The 19,047-nt window shown below is 74.0% G+C and carries 12 protein-coding genes; 5 read left to right on the plus strand and 7 right to left on the minus strand.

What is annotated here, in order from left to right:
- Positions 1-189: 189 nt before the first annotated feature.
- Positions 190-1,206, minus strand: a complete 1,017-nt coding sequence (locus ACQP1S_RS15485; protein ID WP_091240107.1) for a LacI family DNA-binding transcriptional regulator — start codon at positions 1,204-1,206, stop codon at positions 190-192.
- A 381-nt stretch (positions 1,207-1,587) separates the two neighbouring features.
- Here ACQP1S_RS15485 and ACQP1S_RS15490 point away from each other — a divergent pair, with 381 nt between their 5' ends.
- Positions 1,588-5,697, plus strand: coding sequence for a SpoIIE family protein phosphatase (locus ACQP1S_RS15490; protein ID WP_432907305.1), 4,110 nt, complete (start codon positions 1,588-1,590; stop codon positions 5,695-5,697).
- A complete protein-coding gene (locus tag ACQP1S_RS15495; protein ID WP_091240114.1) occupies positions 5,694-5,993 on the plus strand; it encodes an STAS domain-containing protein in 300 nt (99 codons plus the stop codon). Before ACQP1S_RS15490 ends, ACQP1S_RS15495 begins: the two co-directional genes overlap by 4 nt.
- A gap of 49 nt (positions 5,994-6,042) precedes the next feature.
- On the opposite strand, the gene ACQP1S_RS15500 is transcribed toward ACQP1S_RS15495, so the two are convergent.
- Positions 6,043-6,747 (minus strand): VOC family protein, encoded by a 705-nt coding sequence (locus ACQP1S_RS15500; RefSeq protein ID WP_432907309.1) that lies wholly within the window; start codon positions 6,745-6,747, stop codon positions 6,043-6,045.
- A gap of 341 nt (positions 6,748-7,088) precedes the next feature.
- Positions 7,089-8,048 carry a helix-turn-helix transcriptional regulator gene (locus tag ACQP1S_RS15505; protein WP_432907312.1) on the minus strand — a complete coding sequence of 320 codons (960 nt, stop codon included), beginning with the start codon at positions 8,046-8,048 and terminating at the stop codon, positions 7,089-7,091.
- Positions 8,049-8,104: 56 nt separating this feature from the next.
- On the opposite strand from ACQP1S_RS15505, the gene ACQP1S_RS15510 reads away from it, so the two are divergent.
- The gene (locus ACQP1S_RS15510; protein ID WP_432907315.1) at positions 8,105-8,845 is read left to right on the plus strand and encodes an alpha/beta fold hydrolase; all 741 of its coding nucleotides are present in this window, start codon (positions 8,105-8,107) and stop codon (positions 8,843-8,845) included.
- 256 nt (positions 8,846-9,101) lie between these two features.
- Here ACQP1S_RS15510 and ACQP1S_RS15515 read toward each other — a convergent pair whose 3' ends face one another.
- Positions 9,102-10,835 carry an ABC transporter ATP-binding protein gene (locus ACQP1S_RS15515; RefSeq protein WP_432907318.1) on the minus strand — a complete coding sequence of 578 codons (1,734 nt, stop codon included), beginning with the start codon at positions 10,833-10,835 and terminating at the stop codon, positions 9,102-9,104.
- The gene (locus tag ACQP1S_RS15520) at positions 10,832-12,574 is read right to left on the minus strand and encodes an ABC transporter ATP-binding protein (protein WP_432907321.1); all 1,743 of its coding nucleotides are present in this window, start codon (positions 12,572-12,574) and stop codon (positions 10,832-10,834) included. Before ACQP1S_RS15520 ends, ACQP1S_RS15515 begins: the two co-directional genes overlap by 4 nt.
- Before the next feature lie 187 nt (positions 12,575-12,761).
- On the opposite strand from ACQP1S_RS15520, the gene ACQP1S_RS15525 reads away from it, so the two are divergent.
- Positions 12,762-13,892 (plus strand): hypothetical protein, encoded by a 1,131-nt coding sequence (locus ACQP1S_RS15525; protein WP_432907324.1) that lies wholly within the window; start codon positions 12,762-12,764, stop codon positions 13,890-13,892.
- A gap of 181 nt (positions 13,893-14,073) precedes the next feature.
- Positions 14,074-17,163, plus strand: coding sequence for an ATP-binding protein (locus ACQP1S_RS15530; protein WP_432907327.1), 3,090 nt, complete (start codon positions 14,074-14,076; stop codon positions 17,161-17,163).
- Here ACQP1S_RS15530 and ACQP1S_RS15535 read toward each other — a convergent pair.
- Both ACQP1S_RS15535 and ACQP1S_RS15540 read right to left on the minus strand, forming a co-directional pair.
- Positions 17,123-17,950 (minus strand): ABC transporter permease, encoded by an 828-nt coding sequence (locus tag ACQP1S_RS15535; protein ID WP_357776157.1) that lies wholly within the window; start codon positions 17,948-17,950, stop codon positions 17,123-17,125. The genes ACQP1S_RS15530 and ACQP1S_RS15535 overlap by 41 nt on opposite strands.
- Positions 17,947-18,927 carry an ATP-binding cassette domain-containing protein gene (locus ACQP1S_RS15540; protein ID WP_432907331.1) on the minus strand — a complete coding sequence of 327 codons (981 nt, stop codon included), beginning with the start codon at positions 18,925-18,927 and terminating at the stop codon, positions 17,947-17,949. Before ACQP1S_RS15540 ends, ACQP1S_RS15535 begins: the two co-directional genes overlap by 4 nt.
- Positions 18,928-19,047 lie beyond the last annotated feature (120 nt).

The following is a 19,047-nucleotide window of genomic DNA, read 5'->3' on the forward strand; positions in this document are numbered from 1 at the left end:
CGGCTCAGCTGGTGGGGAAGTTGTCCGGGGTGCGGATCCGGTTGCGCAGGTAGACGCCCGACTCGGTGAACACACCGGCGCCGGTGTAGGTGCCGGGGCGGAAGGCGGCGTTGCCCTCGTCGGCGGCGGAGTTGCCGCCCGCCCGCCGGGCACGGATCTTTCGTGCCGGCCGGGCGTCGACGGTCGGGGTCAGGGCACGCGTCGGGTGCTGTGCCGCACGACCAGCGGCGTGGCCAGCTCGATCCGGTGGCTGTCCAGCCCTTCCCCGGCGATCAGGGACAGCAGCATCCGGGTCGCCATGCCGGCCATCTCGGCGAGCGGCTGACGGACGGTGGTCAGCGGCGGGGCAGCCCAGCGGGCGGAGTCGAGGTCGTCGAAGCCGACGATGCTGATGTCGTCGGGGACCCGGGCGCCTCGCTCGTAGAGCGCCTCGTAGGCGCCCAGCGCCATCTCGTCGGCGCAGGCGAACACGGCGGTGGGCGGCTGGGCGAGGTCGAGCAGGGCGTTCATCTCCCGGTAGCCCGACGGGGAGGTGAAGTCGCCGTGCCGGATGTACCCGGCGGGGATCTTGCGGTTGGCGGCGTTCATCGCGGCCCGGTACCCGTCGACCCGGGCGCGGCTGCACGGCACGGTCGGTGGCCCGCCGATCACCGCGATCCGGTGGTGACCCAGGTCGAGCAGGTGTTCGGCGGCGGCCACGCCCCCGGACCAGTTGGTCGCGCCGACCGAGGGGATGCCCGCGCCGGGCTGGCCGGCCGGGTCGATGATGACCACCGGGATGCCCAGCTCGTCGAGTTGGACCTGCTGGCTGGGGGACAGGTCGGACAGGACGAGCAGCACCCCGTCGCACCGGCGCTTGGAGAGCTGTTCGATCCACCTCCGGTCGGGGCGGGTGCGGCTGCGGCCGTGCACGGCGGAGACGACCACCCCGACGCCCGCCCGGTAGGCCAACTCCTCGACGCCGTCGAGGATCTGCATCGCCCAGGGGCTGCCGAGGTCCCGGAAGACCAGGTCGATGAGGCCGGCGGCACCGGGCATCGAGGGTGCCCGGCGGGCCGTGTACGACCGTCGGTCGAGCAGATCCTGGATGCGCCGTCGGGTCGCCGGAGCGACGTCGGGTCGGCCGTTGAGCACCTTCGAGACGGTGGGGACGGACACCCCCGCGGCGGTTGCGATCTCCGACAGCGTCGCCCGGTCCTCCGCCATGCCCGTCTCCCTTGCAGTCGTGCGCCCGTCGGCAGCATAGCCCGAAAGTTTCGGAAGTCGGGGGACGGCCTGCCCGGCTCGGCGGTTCGGCGGCTCGCAATCGACGTTCGTCGGTGCCCCGGGGGTGCCGGAGCCCGACAGTGGCGTCGAAACTTTCCCGAAACGGAAGTGTCCGGTACGGCTTTCATGTCCCGGATGCAGGGCTGATCCGCCCGCCCTCGGCCGGCCGTCCGGGTCAACCACCCGCCCGGCCCGATTTCGACTCCGGTTGTTCATACGGCATGCTGGTACGCGGACGGCAGGAACCTTTGTCGGTGGCCGGCGGCGACCTGCGGACACGCGGTCGTCCCTGCGCGAGACGTGCGGGAGGACAGGGCGGCGATGGCCGAGGCTCAGGCGTGGCGTTCGGTGTTCACCGGCACCAGCGAGATGGCCGCGCGGATGCGCGCCTTCGACTGGTCCGCCACCTCCCTCGGCGCGGTCGAGGGATGGCCGGCCAGCCTGCGTACCGCCGCCCGGATCTGCCTGACCTCCCGGTTTCCCATGATCGTGTGGTGGGGGCCGGAGCTGCGGTTCATCTACAACGACGCCTACGGCCCCCTGCTCGGCAGCAAACACCCCGCGTTGGGCAAGCCCGGTGACCAGGTGTGGGCCGAGATATGGCACATCATCGGGCCGATGCTGCACGGCGTGGTGGAGACCGGCGAGGCGACCTGGTCGGAGGACCTGCTGCTGCCGATGAACCGGCACGGCTACTGGGAGGAGACGTACTGGACGTACTCCTACAGCCCGCTGCACGACGACGACGGCGTGGTGCGCGGCGTCTTCACCGCGGTCAGCGACACCACCGAGCGGGTGATCGGCCAGCGTCGGCTCGCCGCGTTGCAGGACCTGGGCGCCCAGGCCGGCACCGCCCGGACCGTGGACGAGGCGTGCGAGCTGGTCGCCGGATCGCTCGGCCGGTCCGCGGTCGACGTGCCGTACGCGGCGGTGCACCTGCGTACCCACGGTGACGAGCTGCACCTGGCCGCCAGCACCCTGGCCGGTGAGGTCGACCGGTTCGACGGGGCTGCGCCGCCGGTGTGGCCGGTGGCCGAGGTCCTTGCCGACGGCCGGCCGGCCCACGTCACCGATGTCGTCACCCGCGTCGGCGAACTGCCGACCGGCGGCTGGCAGACCGCGCCGACCGAGGCCGTCGTGCTGCCGTTGCACGGCGAGACCGGCGCCGAGGACATCGGCGTCATCGTCCTGGCCGCCAGCGCCGGCCGGGCACTCGACGACGGCTACCGCACCTTCCTCGACCTGGTCGCCCAGCAGACCGCCGCCCTGATCAACGGTGCGGTGGCCTACGAGGTGCAGCAGCAGCGGGCCGAGGAACTGGTGGAGCTGGACCGGGCCAAGACGGCGTTCTTCTCCAACATCAGCCACGAGTTCCGTACCCCGCTCACCCTGATCAGCGGGCCGTTGCAGGAGCTGCGGGCCCGGCTGGGCGACCAGGACGAGCAGGTCCGCGACGAGCTGGAGGTCATGCACCGCAACGCGTTGCGGCTGGGTAAGTTGGTCACCGCGCTGCTCGACTTCTCCCGCATCGAGGCCGGCCGGATGCAGGCGAGCTACGAGCCCGTCGACCTGGCCCGGTTCACCGCCGAGCTGGCCAGCGTGTTCCGGGCGGCGGTCGAACGGGCCGGCCTCACCCTGGACGTGGACTGTCCGCCGCTGTCCCGGCCGGTCCACGTCGACCGGACGATGTGGGAGAAGGTGGTCCTCAACCTGCTCAGCAACGCCCTGAAGTTCACCTTCCAGGGCGGCATCCGGGTCTCCGTCGCCGAGCGCGACGGCATGCCGACGGTCCAGGTCGTCGACACCGGCGTCGGGGTGCCGGCCGACGAGATCCCCCGGTTGTTCGAGCGGTTCCACCGGGTGCCGCAGGCCCGGTCCCGGTCCCACGAGGGCAGCGGCATCGGACTGGCCCTGGTGCAGGAGCTGGTCGGCCTGCACGGTGGCACGATCACCGTCGACAGCACCCCGGACGTCGGCACCGCCTTCACCGTACGGCTGCCGTTCGGCGTGGCCCACCTGCCCGCCGAGCACGTCGTCACCGGCGTCGGCGCGCCGGTGCCGTCGGACACCGCCGAGCCGTTCGTTCGGGAGGCGCTGCGCTGGCTGCCCGCCGGCGACGTCGACGACCGGCCGGTGCCGGAGCCACCGTCGACCGACCACCCCGGCCCGGACCGTCCCCGGGTGCTCGTCGCCGACGACAACGCCGACATGCGCGACTACCTGCACCGGCTGCTGCGTTCCCGGTACGACGTCACCGCCGTGGGGGACGGACTCGCCGCCCTGGCCAGGGCCCGGGCCGACCTGCCCGACCTGATCGTCAGCGACGTGATGATGCCCGGTCTGGACGGCCTCGAACTGGTCGCCGCGCTGCGCGCGGAACCCCGCACCATGGGGGTGCCGGTGCTGCTGCTGTCGGCCCGCGCCGGTCAGGAGGCCGCCGTCGAGGGGTTGGAGGCCGGTGCCGACGACTACCTCGTCAAGCCGTTCCCCGCCGAGGAACTGCTGGCCCGGGTCCGGGCCAACGTCGACCTGGCCCGGTTGCGCAACCACCATGCCAACTGGCGGGCCGCGATGATCAACTCATTGCAGGAGGGTTTCTTCGTCCTCGACGCCGACGGCGCGCTGGTGGAGATGAACACCGCCTTCGCCGACCTGTTCGGCTACGGCCCGGAGGGCCTGCCCTACCGTCCCCGGTATCCGTGGTGGCCCGACGACGCCACCGACCCGTCGGCGCACCGGTTGGTGGCCGACGCGTTCTCGCAGGCCATGACGGTGACCCACGGCTCGTTCGTGGTGCCGCTGCGGCACCGCGACGGCCACCGGCTCTGGACGGCGGTCGCCTTCAACGCGGTCACCGACGACCACGGCCGGCGGATGGTGGTCGGCACCATCCGCGACGTCACCGCCGAGCGGTACGCGGTGCAGCGGGAGACCGCCCTCAGCGCCCTCAACCAGCGGCTGTCCCGGGCCGCCAGCACCACGGAGGCGTTGCGCGCCGGGGTGGAGGAGCTGCGCCAACTGTGGCAGGCGCACCGGGTGCTCGCCGCCCACTGGCAACCGAACGGCGTACCGACGCTGACCGGCACGCCGGTCACCGACTGGGCGCAGCTCCCCGGGCCGGTCCGCGACACCGTCACCGCGCTGCGGTCGCAACCACCCCTGCGGATCACCATCGACCCGGCCACCGGTGTCCGGCCGGCCGGCGCCGGCACCACTGTCGACTCGCCGCAGGGTCCGCTGGTGATCTGGCTCGAACTCGACCCGGCGCGGGGTTTCGGCACCGAGGACCAGATGCTGCTGCTGCTCCTGTGCGGCGCGCTCGGGCAGGCACTGCACCGGGCGCACGCCGCCGACCAGCAACGCGAGGTGGCGGTCGCGCTGCAACGGTCCATCCTCGGCCCGGCCGAGCTACCCGACGGCTTCGCCGTACGGTACGAGCCGGCGACCCGCCCCCTGGAGGTCGGCGGCGACTGGTACGACGCGGTGACCCTGCCCGACGGCCGGATCGGCATCGTCGTCGGTGACTGCGTCGGCCGGGGCCTGCCCGCCGCCGCGGTGATGGGGCAACTGCGCAGTGCCTGCCGGGCGCTGCTGCTGGAGGCGTCCGGCCCGGCCCAGGTGCTCACCGCCCTGGACCGGTTCGCCCTGATGCTGCCCGGGGCGGCCTGCACCACGGTGTTCTGCGGCATCCTCGACCCGGAGAGCGGGAAGCTGACGTACAGCAGCGCCGGGCACCCGCCCGCGATCCTCACCCACCCGGACGGCCGCACCGAGCTGCTGGCCGGCGGGCGGGGCAGCCCGCTGGGCATTCCGTCCCGGGGCGGACGCCCCGACGCGATCAGCGTCGTCCCACCCCGTGCCGTGCTGCTGCTCTACACCGACGGCCTGGTGGAACGCCGTCGCCAGTCGCTCGACAGCGGGATCGCGCAGGCTGCCTCCGCCGTCCGGGAGGATCACACCGCCGGGGTGGAGCAGCTCGCCGACCGGGTGATGAGCCGGATGACCCCGCAGGGCGGTTACGACGACATCGCCCTGCTGCTCTACCGTCACCCGGCGCCGCTGGAACTGTCGTTCCCCGCCGACCGGTCGCAGATGGCCCCGGTGCGTTCCACCCTGCGACAGTGGTTGCGGCGCACCGGCGCCGACCCGCATCTGGCCCAGGACGTGCTCGTCGCCACCGGCGAGGCCTGCGCGAACGCGGTCGAGCACGGCCACCGCGACGCCCGTCCCGGGTTGATCCGGCTGCTCGCGGTGGCCGCCGGTGCGGACCTGTTCGTCACGGTGGTCGACTCGGGACGGTGGAAGGTGCCCGAGATCGACCACGACCGGGGACGCGGCATCCACCTGATGCGCGCGCTGATGGCACACGTCGACATCCAGACCACCGACGCCGGCACCACCGTCGCGCTGCACACGAGGATTCCCGCATGAACACGCCTCTGGACCTGGCTACCGGCGTACGGGCCGACGGCGCCCCGGTGCTGACCGTCACCGGCGAGATCGACATGAGCAACGCCGACGAGTTCCGGGCCGCGATAGTGGACGCCGTCGTCGACGGACACCGGCTGACCGTGGACCTGACCGCGGTGGAATACCTGGACAGCGCCGCTCTCGCCGCGCTGTTCGCCCACGTCGACCGCCTCCGGGTGGTGGCGAATCCGTTGCTGGACAGCGTCCTGACGATCTCCGGTCTCGGCGCCCTCACCACGGTGACGATCCGCGACTGATCCGACCGGCCGACCGCGCGGACGGCGTGCCGACGGGGTGCCCGGGCGATCAGCTCGCCGTCACGCAGAACTCGTTGCCGTCCGGATCGGCCAGTACGACGTCGCCGTCCGCACCGACCTCGAGCCGGGTGGCCCCGAGCGCCACGAGTCGGTCGACCTCCGCCTGCTGGTCGCCCTCGGGCGCGAGGTCCAGTCGCTGCCGGTTGCGGCCCTGCTGGGGGGCCACGGGCGGGCCACCCCAGGCGACCTTCGTGCCACCGTACGGCGACTGGACCGCGGTTTCCTGGTCCTGGTCCCACACCAGCGGCCAGCCCAACGCCTCGCTCCAGAACAGGCCGACCTCCCGGGTGCCGTCGCAGGCGACCTCCCCGAGCAGGCCGCACCCGGCGAGGTAGTTGTTGCCCGGCTCGATGACGCAGAACTCGTTGCCCTCGGGATCGGCCAGCACGATGTGCCCCTCCTCGGGACGCTGCCCGACGTCGAGGTGGCTGCCGCCGAGATCCAGCGCGGTCGCCACCTGCCGCTGCTGGTCGTCAGGGCTGGTACTGGTCAGGTGCAGGTGCATCCGGTTCAGCCCGGCCTTGCGGGTAGGGCTCGGGACGAACCGGAGGCCGAGCTGGATGTCCGTGCCGGGCAGGAGCGCGCCACCGGTGGCGTCCTCGACGACCTCCCGGTGGAGCAGGCCCGCCCAGAAGCGCGCCAGTCGGCTCGGGTGTTGTGCATCGAGGGTCAACGTCAGGGGTCCCGAGAGCATCACCGCACAGTAGACGCCGACCGGTGGGGCAACAAGGCGATTGCGCCGGGCCCGGCCGGGGGCCTCGGCGATGGTGGCGGGAGGCCCGGGCGGTGGACGGTGGTCACCGCCCGGACCGCTGTGCCCATGCTCACGACGCCTTGGCGCGGGTAGCCGCCGACGGCTGGTCGCACGTGATCCTCTGGCGCTGGGGGACCTTTGCGGTGCCACTCGTCCCGGTGACGCGCGTCCGTTGCCCGTGATGGGTAGCCGGTGGATGTGGGTCGTCGCCTGTATCGCGGCACAGCAGCGGAGTTTCGTGCTTGCCGGCGTTCCCGCGTCGAGGGGTCGCTGTGGCGGGTCTACTCGCCGGTGTCTGCGTGGGTGAGTAGGCGGGCGGCCAGGGCGCGCACCTCGGCTCTGAGTGCGGCGGGTCGTTCGATGGTGAAGGGCCAGCCGAGTCCGGCGAGCATCTGGGCGGCGCCGTCGAGGTGTTCGGCTCGGGTCGTCAGCCGTACTCCGTCGGTGACCTCGGTGAGTGTGCCGGCTGATGGGGGGATCCGCCGCTGTGCCTGGGCGAGGCTGGTGTGCAGCAGGACCGAGATGTCGTGGGCGTAGGCCACCGAGGCGAGTCCGGCGAGGACGTGCCCGGTGGGGTCGAACCCGGCTGGCACCTCGAAAGCTCCGGCGGTGGCGTGGGTGGCACCGATGCGATCGAGTCGGAACGTCCGAACGGATCCGCTGGTGTGGTCGCGACCGGTGACGTACCAGCGACCGTTGTGGAAGACCAGCCCGTACGGGTCGAGGCCGCGTTGGCTGGAGCGGCCGTGCCAGCTGGTGTACGTCAGCTGTACCGGGTGTCGGTGGCGGGCTGCCTCGGCGAGCACCAGCAGCACCTCGGCGTCGGGCGGGGTGGGCTGCCGGACCGGCCCGGTGACGTCCATGGTGACCAGTAGGGCGTCGATGCGCCGGGCAAGGGCGGCTGGCAGTACCCGGCGCAGCTTGGCGGCGGCGCTCTCGGTGGCCGCGTGATCGGTGACCAGTCCCGCGCTGCGGCCGGCGGCAAGGCCGAGGGTGATGGCGATGGCCTCTTCGTCGGTGAGCATGAGCGGCGGCACCTTGTATCCGGGTGCGAGCCGGTACCCGCCGTAGCGGCCGCGGCGCGCCTCGACCGGGATGTCCAGGTCGAGGAGGTGGGCTACGTAGCGGCGGACGGTGCGTTCGTCGACGCTGAGCCGGCGGGCCAGGTCTGGGACGCTGAATGCGCCGCCCGACTGGAGGATCTCCAGCAGGGCGAGGACCCGGGCTGTCGGCCTGGCCAAGGAGGTCCTCCTAATCCGGGCGGAAACTGTCCGGTATTGAGCGTAGCGTGCCGGGCATGACGACATTCGTACTGGTCCCGGGGTTCTGGCTCGGCGCCTGGGCCTGGCAATCGACGGCCACTGAACTGCGCCGGCACGGCCATGACGTGTACCCGATCAGCCTGACCGGCCTCGGGGAGCGGGCCCACCTGGGCCGTCCCGACACCGACTTCGACGTCCACGTCACCGACGTGGTCAATCTCCTGCGCTACGAGGGCCTTCGCGACGTGGTACTCGTGGGGCACAGCTACGCCGGTAGCGTCGTCACCGCGGCTGCCGACCGGGTCACCGACCGCGTCGCCCAGTTGGTCTATGTCGACACCGGTCCGCTGCCCGACGGGGTGGCCCAGGTCGAGTTCACCCCGCCGGCCGAGCGCGAGCGCAATGCGGCATTGGTGGCCGACCACGGTGCAGGGTGGCGGCTGCCGCCGCCACCCTGGGCCGACGTGGCCGCCAGCGTGCCCGACGTGGATGACTCGATCGTCGCGCTGCTGCACGAGCGGTCGGTCGACCAGCCGTGGGCGACCGCCACCGCCCCGGTCCGGCTGACCGGGGCATGGGAGAGTCTGCCCAGACTCGGTGTGCTGTCGAGCTTCACCGCCGAGCAGGCGCAGGGAATGGCGGCGACAATGCCGCTGTACCGCCACATGGCCGGCGACATATGGCGCTTTGAGGAACTACCGACCTGGCACTGGCCGATGCTCAACCGGCCGGTCGAGCTGGCCGCAATCCTGCACCACGCGCCGTTGACGGGGTAACCGCCGCTGCCGGGTGACCAACCACCAGCTCACCCGGCAGCGGTGAGCGGTCGACGACGGAACCGAACGACCCGGCCATGCCACCCACGGCGAGGTCCTCAACTCGGCGAGATCCGGACGCCGCCGGGTCGACCATCATGACTGACTGTCGTTGATCGCCGAGCAAGCTCGGCCGTGATACCTACCGGATTCCTGCTGAGATCACCCGACGCGCGACGGGCCAGGCGGGGGAGCCCTCCTCAGCGGCAGGGCCGGATCAGCCGCCGTGCCAGGAACGCCACAGGGACGCGTAGACGCCGTCGGCGGCGACCAGGTCGTCGTGCCGGCCGATCTCGGTGATCCGGCCGTCCTCCAGCACCGCCACCCGGTCGGCGTCGTGCGCGGTGTTGAGCCGGTGCGCGATGGCGATGACCGTCCGACCGGCCAGCACCGCGCCGAGCGCCCGTTCGGTGCGCCGGGCGGTCGTCGGGTCCAGCGCGGCGGTCGCCTCGTCGAGGATGAGGGTGTCCGGGTCGGCGAGGACGATCCGGGCCAGCGCCAACTGCTGGGCGTCGGCGGGGCCGATCTCCCGCACCCCGTCGCCGAGCGGGGTGTCGAGACCGTCCGGCAGGTCGGCGTACCAGTCGGCACCCACCGCGGCCAGTGCGGCCCGCAGCTGGGTGTCGGTGACGCCCGGTGCGGCGAACGCCAGGTTGTCGCGCAGCGAGCCGATGAAGACGTGGTGTTCCTGGGTGACCAGGGCGATCCGGCGGCGTCGTTCGGTCGGGTCGAGGTCGGTGACCGGGACCCCACCGAGGCTCACCACACCCTGGTCGGGCACGTCGATCCCGGCGAGCAGCCGGGCCAGCGTGGACTTGCCGGCACCGGACGGGCCGACCACGGCGATCCGTTCCCCCGGGGTGACCGTCAGGTCGATGCCGTGCAGCACCTGCGGGCCGTCCGCATAGCGGAACGTCACCCTGCGCACCTCCACCGCCCGCCCGGCGGGCAGGGCCGCCCGGCCGCGTGGCTCGGGTGGCACCTGGCCGACACCGAGCACCCGGGCGAACGAGGCGATGCCGCGCTGCGCCTGCTCCACCCACATCAGCAGCCGGTCCAGCGGGTCGATCGCCTGTTGCAGGTAGAGCGCGGCGGCGACCACCTCACCGAGGCTGACCCGCCCTCGCGACAGCAGGAAACCCCCGGTGAGCAGCACGGCGGCGATCGGGATCGGATAGCTGCCCTCCACCACCGGAAAGAACACCGACCGCAGCGCGAGGGTGGCCCGCCGGGTGGCCCAGACCGCGCCGATGCGGGCGGTGCCGTGGGCGACCCGGTCATGGCCCAGCCGCAGCGCCTCGATGGTGCGTGCGCCTTCGGCGGTCGTGGTCAGCGCCTCGGTCAGCTCCGCCGTCGCCGCCCCCTCGGCCAGGTAGGCCGGGGTGGCCCGGCGCAGATACCGGTGGACCGCCGCCCAGATCGACGGGAACCCGGCCAGCGCGACCAGGCCGAGCAGCGGGTCCAGCAGGAACACCGCGCCGAACAGCAGCGTCAACTGCGTTCCCGCGATGACCAGCACCGGCACCACGTCGCGCAGCATCGTGCCCACCGTGGACACGTCCACCGAACTGCGGGTGGCCAGGTCACCGGTGCCGGCGTGCTCGACCACCGAGACGGGCAGTCCGAGCAGGCGGGTCACGAAGTCCTCGCGGAGCCGGGCCACGGCCCGTTCACCGAACCGGTGCCCGGCGTACTGGGCGTAGCGGGCGAGCAAACCCTGAGTCAGCACGCAGCCACCGATGGCCAGCGCCAACCGGTCCACCGCGCCGGCACCCGAGCCGGCCGCGACCTCGTCGACGATCCGACCGATCAGCCACGGTGCGGCCAGCCCGGCGAGGGCGGCGGCGCCGTGCAGCACCAGCACGACGACGACCGCCTGCCGGTCGCCGGCGAGCACGTCACGGGCGGCCCGCCGGACCACCGTCGGACCCGCGACCGGGAGCTTCGTCATCGGACGGGCCGTCCCGCCGGGGCGTCGTCCGTACCGCTGGTGCGCGACACCAGGTGTCGGTAGCCCGGGTCGGCGGCGAGCAGCGCGGTGTGCGGACCGCTGCCGGTGATCCGGCCACCGCACAGGTGGGCGACCGTGTCGACGTGGCCGAGCAGCACCGGCGACGTGCTCAGCAACACCGTCGTCCGGCCGGCCCTGGCCTGGCGCAGGCGCTGCGCCACCCGGGCCTCGGTGTGCGCGTCCACCGCCGAGGTCGGGTCCACCAGGATCAGCACCTCCGGGTCGGCGAGCAGGGCGCGGGCCAGCCGGACCCGTTGCCGCTGGCCGCCGGAGAGGGTACGGGCCCGGTCGCCGATCGGCGTGCCGAGGCCGTCGGGGAGCCCTTCGGCGACGTCGCGGGCCGACGCCACGTGCAGCGCCGCGCCGATCCGGGCATCGTCGACGGTCCCGTCGGCGCCGGCGAGGATCTGCCGCAGGGTCCCGGCGAAGAGGTACCCGTCGTGGTCGGCGACCAGGATCCGGGCCCGCACCTCGTCGAGCCCGACGCTGGTCAGCGGCACCCCGCCCCAGGTCACCTGGCTGGTGACGTACCGGCCCAGCCGGTCGGCCAGGGCCACCGCGTCGGCCGGGTCGTCGGCGGCGACGCCGACCAGCTGTCCCGGGGCGACCGTCAGGCCGGTGTCCGGGTCGTGCAACCCGGCCGGGCCGGCCGGGGCGGCGCGGGTCGCCGGACCGCCCACCGGGTCGGGGGTGAGCCGGAGCAGGCCGACGATCCGCCGGGCGGCGACCCGGCCCTGGATCAGCTGGTAGCTGCCCTCCAGCAGGAACCAGACCGGCACGATGAGCACCGCCACGTAGCCGTAGACGGCCACCAGTTGCCCGATGGTGATCCCGCCCTCGGCGGCCATCCGGGCGGCCAGCCACACCACCGCCGCCAGGAAGACCCCCGGGACGACTGTGGTCAGCGCGTCGACCCAGCTGAGCACCGCGCCCACCCGGTACCCCTCGGCCCGCAACCGCTGCGAACGGGCGGCGTACCGGCGGGCGAACAGGTGCCGACCGCCCACTCCGGCGAGCACCCGCAGCCCGGCGACGATGTCGTCGGCCCGGGTGGTCAGCTCACCCTGCTGCTGCCGGTAGACCGACTCGGCCCGCTCCAACCGGCGCAGCAACGGGCCGATGACCACGGCGATCACCGGCACCCCGAGCAGCGTCACCAGCGCCAGCACCGGGTCGATCGACCAGAGCACCACGGCGGCCACCGCGTACGCCAGCACGGCCCCCACCCCGGGGCCGGTCAGCGTGAGCACCTGCGAGGTGCGCACGATGTCGTATCCCCCGACGGTGGCGACGTCACCGGCGGCGAGCCGGCGGGGCAGCACCGCGCCGATCCGGGCGAGCTGCCGCAGCAGGACGGCCGCCGAGCGGGCGCTGGCGTCCTCCCGGATGAACGTCATCGTCCGGTGCCGCATGATGCCCGCCCAGGCCAGCGCCGCCCCGGCGACGACGATCGCGGCCACCCAGCCCCGCAGCGCCCCGGTGTCACCGGCGCGCAGCCCGTCGTCGATGGCCCGGGCGATCAGCAGGGGCCGCACCGCGAGCCCCACCATCCAGACGGTGCCGAACAGCGCGCCGCGCAGCACCCGCCACGGCTGACAGCGGACCAGCCACCAGATGTACCGCAGCGGCCCGGCCGTGTCCGGGGTGCCCGGGTCCGGGTGGGGCAGGCGTGGGGGCATCGATCCAGGCTAGTCACCGGCTGCCGGGCGCACCGGCCCGTCCGGGCGTCCGGCGCGGTGGCGTACGCCTCAGTCCGGCGGCGGCGGTGGCGACATTGACGCGGCGGACGGTGACCGGACAAGCTCCTGTCCTCGGATCTTCGGCGGCGGACCGCCGGCGACGGCACGGCACGGCGGGGGAGAAGCGATGACGCGGCGAGCGGGAACGCGCGCGCGGGCCGGCTGGTCGGCCCTGCTCGCCGTGCTCACGGTCGTCCCGGGTGTCGCGTCGGTGGCCTTCCCGGGCACGGCACGGGCGGCGGCCCCGACGACCGTGTGCCAGATCCGTGACGAGCGGCTGACCGAGATCTCCGGGATGGTGGCCACCGACTCCGGGTTCGTGCTGGTCAACGACGGCTCGGACGAGGCGTCCCGGCGGCGGATCTTCTTCCTCGACGCCCGGTGCGCGGTGGTGCGTACGGCGGCCTTCCCGTCGCGGCCCCGCGACACCGAGGACCTGGCGGTCGGCGCGGACGGGACGATCTGGGTCGCGGACATCGGCGACAACGACCGGACCCGGTCGACGGTGGCGCTGTGGAAGCTGGCCCCCGGGGCCCGCCGGCCGGTGCTGCACCGCCTGACGTACCCCGACGGCCCGCACGACGCGGAGGCGCTGCTGCTCGGCGGGGACGGTCGACCGGTGGTGGTGACCAAGCAGGGCGGCGAGGCCGGCCTGTACGTCCCGACCGGGCCGCTGCGGGCCGGCGCGACGGTGCCGTTGACCCGGGCCGGGCAGCTCCGGTTGCCGGGCACCACGACCGCGAACCCGTACTCGTTCTTCGGGCGTCGGCTGGTCACCGGCGGGGCCACCGCCCCGGACGGTCGTCGGGTGGTGCTGCGCACCTACGCCGACGCGTTCGAGTTCGACGTCACCGACGGCGACGTGGTGGCCGCACTGACCGGCGGGGCACCCCGGGTCGTCGCGCTGCCGAACGAGCCGCAGGGCGAGTCGATCACCTACAGCCGGGACGGCCGGTCGCTGCTCACCGTCTCCGAGACCGCCGGCCAGCCCCCGGGCACCCGGCCGACGGTGCTGCGCTACGCCCGGCCACAGCCGTCGGCGACCCCCTCGCCCGCCGGTTCGTCCCCGTCCGCCGGGTCGCCGTCCGCCCCGGCGGTGTCTGGTGGGTCGCCGTCGGCCCCGAACCCCACCACCGCCGACCGCCGGGCCGGCGGCGGTGGGGTTCGGTCGCTGCTGCTGGGGGTCGGGGGGATCGGCGTCGGCCTGCTGATGATCGCGCTGGTCGCGGTCGGGCGGGCGCGGCGCACCGGCCGCTGACCCGGGACGGGCGACGGCCCGACATCCGGGTGGGGGATGCTGGACCCGTGCAGATCACCATCCTCGGGCCGCTCGCGGTCGACGGCCGGCCGGTCCGGGGTGAACGGCTCGCCGCGGTGATCCGGGCGCTCGTCGACGCCCGGGGCCGGGCGGTCTCCACGCCGCTGCTGGTGGACGCGGTGTGGGACGGCGCGCCGCCCGACGACGCGACCGGCGCGGTGCAGGCCCTGGTGTCCCGGGTACGCCGGCTCGGGCTGCCGGTGGCCGCCGTGCCGGGGGCTACCGGCTGCCCGCCGACGAGGTCACCGTCGACGCGGTACGGGCCCGGTCCCTGGTCGAGCGGGGGCGGGCCGCGCTGCGCGCCGGTGACGTGCCGGCCGCCCGGGACACGGCCGATCGGGCCCGGGCCCTGTTCCCGCAGGTGCCGGCGCTGGACACCGCCGAGCACACCCGGCTCCTCGCCGACGTCGTCGCGCTGCGCGCCGAGACGGCACTGGCCGGCACGGGTCCGTACGACGAGGAGGATCTGCGTCGGTTCGTCGCGCGTACCCCACCCGACGAACCGTCGGCCGCCCTGCTGGTCCGGGTGCTCGCCGCCCAGGGGCGCGACGCCGAGGCCCAGGAGGTGATCGAGCGGCTGCGGGCCGAGTTGGCCGACCGCTACGGCACCGACCCGTCGCCGGTGATCACCCAGGTCCACCTGGCGTTGCTGCGCGGCGAGTTGACCACGTCGTCGGGCCGGGTGCCCCAGGCCGGGCCGACGCGCAGCGTCCTGCCGGCGGCGTGGCGGCGGCCGGTGACCGCCCTGGTCGGTCGGGAGCGCGACGTCGAGACGGTGGGCGCGGCGCTCGCCGAGGCGGCCCTGGTGACGATCGTGGCGACCGGCGGCGCGGGCAAGACCCGGCTCGCCGCCGAGGTGGTACGCCGGGCGACGGCAGTCGGCCGGCCGGCCCGGGTGATCGAACTCGCCGGCCTGCGGGCGCCCGAGGAGGTGCTGCCCACCGTGCTCGCGGCCCTCGGCGGGGCGGACACCACGACGGTCGGCGTCGGCACCCTGGGCCTCGATCGTCGGGTGCTCAGCCCCGAGGAACGGTTGCGTGCCCTGGCGCCGGATCTCGACGGTCTGATCGTGCTGGACAACTGCGAACACGTCCTGGACACGGTGGCGGCCGTCGTCGCGGACCTGGTTGCGGTGACCCCACCGGAGGTGGCCGTGCTGGCGACCAGCCGGGCCCCGCTGGGCCTGGCCGGCGAGCGGGTCCACCGGCTGACCGCGCTGCCCGACGCCGACGCGCTCGCGCTGATCGAGTCCCGGGCCCGCGCCGGTGGTGCGGTGTCCACCTGGGACACCACCCGGGTGCGGGCGCTGTGCCACCGGCTGGACAACCTGCCGCTGGCCCTCGAACTCGCCGCTGCCCGGCTGCGGCACATGCCCATCGACGACGTGCTCGCCGGGCTGACCGATCGGTTCGCGCTGCTCGACGCCGCCCTGCGCGGCCTGCCGGAACGACACGCCAGCCTGTGGGCGATGGTCGACTGGAGCCGGGAACTGCTCGCACCCGCCGAGCGTGACCTGCTCCAGCGGGTCGCGGTGATCCCTGCCCCGTTCACCGCCGACCTCGCGGCCGCCGTCGCCGCGACCCCCGACGTCCGACGTGGCCTGGCGACGCTTGTCGAACAGTCCCTGCTGACCCTGGTCGAGGGGGACGGGCCGCCCCGCTACCGGATGTTGGAGACCGTCCGCGAGTACGGCGAGGCCCGCCTCGACGCGGCCGGCGACCGCCCTGCGGCGATGGCCGGCCTGGTCGGCTGGGCCCGGGAACAGTCGGTCGGGCTCGCCGCCCGGTTCACCGGCCCCGACCAGCTCGACGCGTTCGACCGGTGCGCCGTCGAGCAGGACAACCTCGTCGCCGGCCTGCGCTGGGCGCTCGGGCACGACGACGAGCCGGCCATCGTGGACATCGCCACCCCGCTGTTTCATCTGTGGGCGGTGCGGGGCCTGCACCTGGAGGTCTCCGGGTGGGCCCGGGGCCTGCTGCACCTCGACGTCCCCGACCGGCGACGGGGTTCGGCGATCCTGTCCGGCCGGGCCAGCGGTCGGCCGCTGCCCGACGCCGACCGGCTCGCCTGGATGTGCCTGCTGATGATCGTCAACGCCGGTATCAGCGGCCCGGTCCGGCTCGCCGTGCTCGCCCGGCGGGCGCTGCGCCGGCTGCTGGCGGAGCGCCCGGGGGAGATCTCCTCCCGGCATCGGGTGCTCAGCTCGGCGCTGCCGGCGTTCGACCGGTTCGACCTGGCCGAGTCGCTGCCGGCCACCACCGCGCTGATTGCCCACCCGGACCCGTACGTGCAGGGGTTCGGCCTGTTCGCCCGCGCGGCGATCCAGGACAGCGGCGGTGTGCCGGACACCGCCGTGGTCGACGCCGAGCATGCCTACCACCGGTTCGAGGCGGCCGGCGACCACTGGGGGATGGCGATGGCGGCACAGGCTGTCGGGCACGGCCTGACCGCCCGCGAGGGCAGCCGGGCCATCGAGTGGCTGGCGTGCGGCGTCCACCACATGGAGTTGATCGGCGCTACCCAGGACGCCCGGGGGATCCGGGTGCTGCTGGACGTGCAGCTCGCCCTGGCCGGCGATACGGCGGCCGAGCGGCGGCTGGGTGAGACCGCGGTGCCCGGGCAGGGGGAGGAGTTGGACACCGCGCAGGCGTCGCTCGGGTTGGCCCGGCTCGCCTGGAAACGCGGCCGGTACGCCGAGGCGCTCGACCACGCCGACGCGGTGGTCCGGGCATTGGCGGGCTGGGCCGGCCCAACGCCGCAGCCCCGGGTGGTGCTGCGGGTCGCGGTGGCGGTGCTGCACCTGCGTGTCGCCCAGGTGTGGCCGACCGCCGGGCGTGCCGTCGACGCCCGGGCGGCCGGGCTGTTGTCCCTGGCCGGTGAGGAGGCGTTGTCCTCCCGGGACCTGCCGGTGATCGGGACGTGGGCGTTGGGTGGCGCCGAACTCGCCGCGCGCCGCGACGAGGACGAGACCGCCCGGGAGTTGTTCGCGCTCGGCACCCGGCTGGGCAGCAACTCGGCGACCTTCTTCCCGCCCGGCGTCGGCGAACGGCTCGCCGCCGCCCTCGGTGGCGAGGAGCGGCGGGAACCGTTGCTGGCCGGGTGGCGGGCGCGACCGCCCATCGCGGCCACCGCCCGCATCCGTGAGCTGATGGACGACCTGCTCGGCCGGGTCAGACCCGCCGGCGGTACGCGCGCAGCGCCAGGGGCATGAACACCACCACGAAGCCGGCGCACCAGAGCAGGGTCCACCACACGTGGTCGCCGACCGGGGTGCCGAGGAACAACCCGCGCATCGCCGTCACCAGGTGGGTCAACGGGTTGACCGTCACCACCGCCTGCATCCAGCCCGGCAGGGTGCCGGCGGTGACGAACACGTTGGACGCGAAGCTCAGCGGCATGATCAGCGCGAACATCACCCCCTGCACCGCGCCCGGCGTGCGGACCTTCATCCCGACGTAGACCGGCAGCCAGCTCAGGCAGAGCGCGAACAACACCGCGAGCAGGCAACCGGCGAGCGCCCGCAGTGGGCCGGACTCGATCCGGAAGCCGAGCAGGTAGCCGATCGCCAGGGTCGACACGGTCACGATCACGTACCGCACCACGTCGCCCAGCACCGCGCCGAGCAGCGGTGCGGACCGGGGGACGGGCAGGGACCGGAACCGGTCGAAGATGCCCTTGGCGATGTCGGTGTTGAGGTTGACGCCGATCGCGATGCACCCGGTGGCGATGGTCTGCGCCAGGATGCCGGGCAGCAGGTACTGGAGGTAGTCGTGGGTGGAGCCGGCCACCGCGCCGCCGAAGACGTAGACGAAGATGACCAGGAACAACGCCGGTTGCAGGGTGACGTCGATCAACGCCTCGGGGGTACGCCAGGTCTTGATCAGGCTGCGCTTGGCCAGCGCCAGCGAGTGCCGCACCAGGCGCAGGGGTCGGGGGTTCGCCACGACCGTGGACAGCGTCGGAACCGTCCTCGGCGGGGTACCGGTCAGCGTGCTCATGCGGCGGCCTCCGTACGGGTGGTGGTGTCGTCGTCGGCCGCGGTCCGGCCGGTGAGGGTGAAGAAGACCTCGTCGAGGCTCGGCAGGTGCAGCGAGAGTTCGGTGACGGCGATGCCGGCGGTGGCCAGCCGGGCGACGCTCTCGGTCAACGCGGAGTCGTCGGTGACCGGCACCGCGAGCACGCCCTTGCGGACTTCGTCGGCGGGTGCGCCGGAGCCCACCCGGGACAGGATCGCCGCGGTCGGGGCCAGGTGCGCCGGATCGGCCGGCCGGACCTCCAGGGTCTGGCCGCCGACGACCCGCTTGAGCCCGTCCGGGGTGTCGTGCGCGATCACCCGGCCGTGGTCGATCACCGTGATGGCGTCGGCGAGCGCGTCGGCCTCCTCCAGGTACTGGGTGGTGAGCAGCACGGTCGCCCCGTTGGCGACCAGCGAGCGGACCACGTCCCACATGTCCTCGCGCTTGGCCGGGTCGAGGCCGGTGGTCGGCTCGTCCAGGAAGATCACGTCCGGCGAGCCGACCAGGCTGGCGGCCAGGTCCAGCCGTCGGCGCATGCCGCCGGAGTAGGTCTTGGCCGGCCGGTGCGCGGCGTCGGTCAGGTCGAACCAGTCGAGCAGTTCGACGGCCCGCCGCCGGGCGCCGGCGCGGCCGAGCTCCAGCAGGGTGCCGAACAGTTCCAGGTTCTGCCGCCCGGTCAGGTCCTCGTCGACCGAGGCGTACTGGCCGGTGAGACCGATGGACTGTCGGACCCGCTCGGCCTGGCGGACCACGTCGAGACCGTTGATCCGGGCGGTGCCGGCGTCCGGGGTCAGCAGCGTGGACAGGATGCGTACGGCGGTGGTCTTGCCGGCCCCGTTGGGGCCGAGCACCCCGAGCACGGTGCCCCGGGGCACGGCGAGATCCACCCCTTGCAGCGCCCGGGTGCGCCCGAAGGACTTGACCAGGCCCTCGGCCTCGATCATCAGTTCAGCTGTCATGCCGTGCAGCGTGCGCCGGTCGGCTGACACCACGCCGACACGGCACCGACACCCGCTGACGCCGGCCCGGGGGATGGTGCCGTGGCCCGGGAGATGGCGCGCGGCCCCACCGCGGGGTGG

Source organism: Micromonospora matsumotoense, assembly GCF_050951065.1.
Lineage (GTDB): Bacteria > Actinomycetota > Actinomycetes > Mycobacteriales > Micromonosporaceae > Micromonospora > Micromonospora matsumotoensis.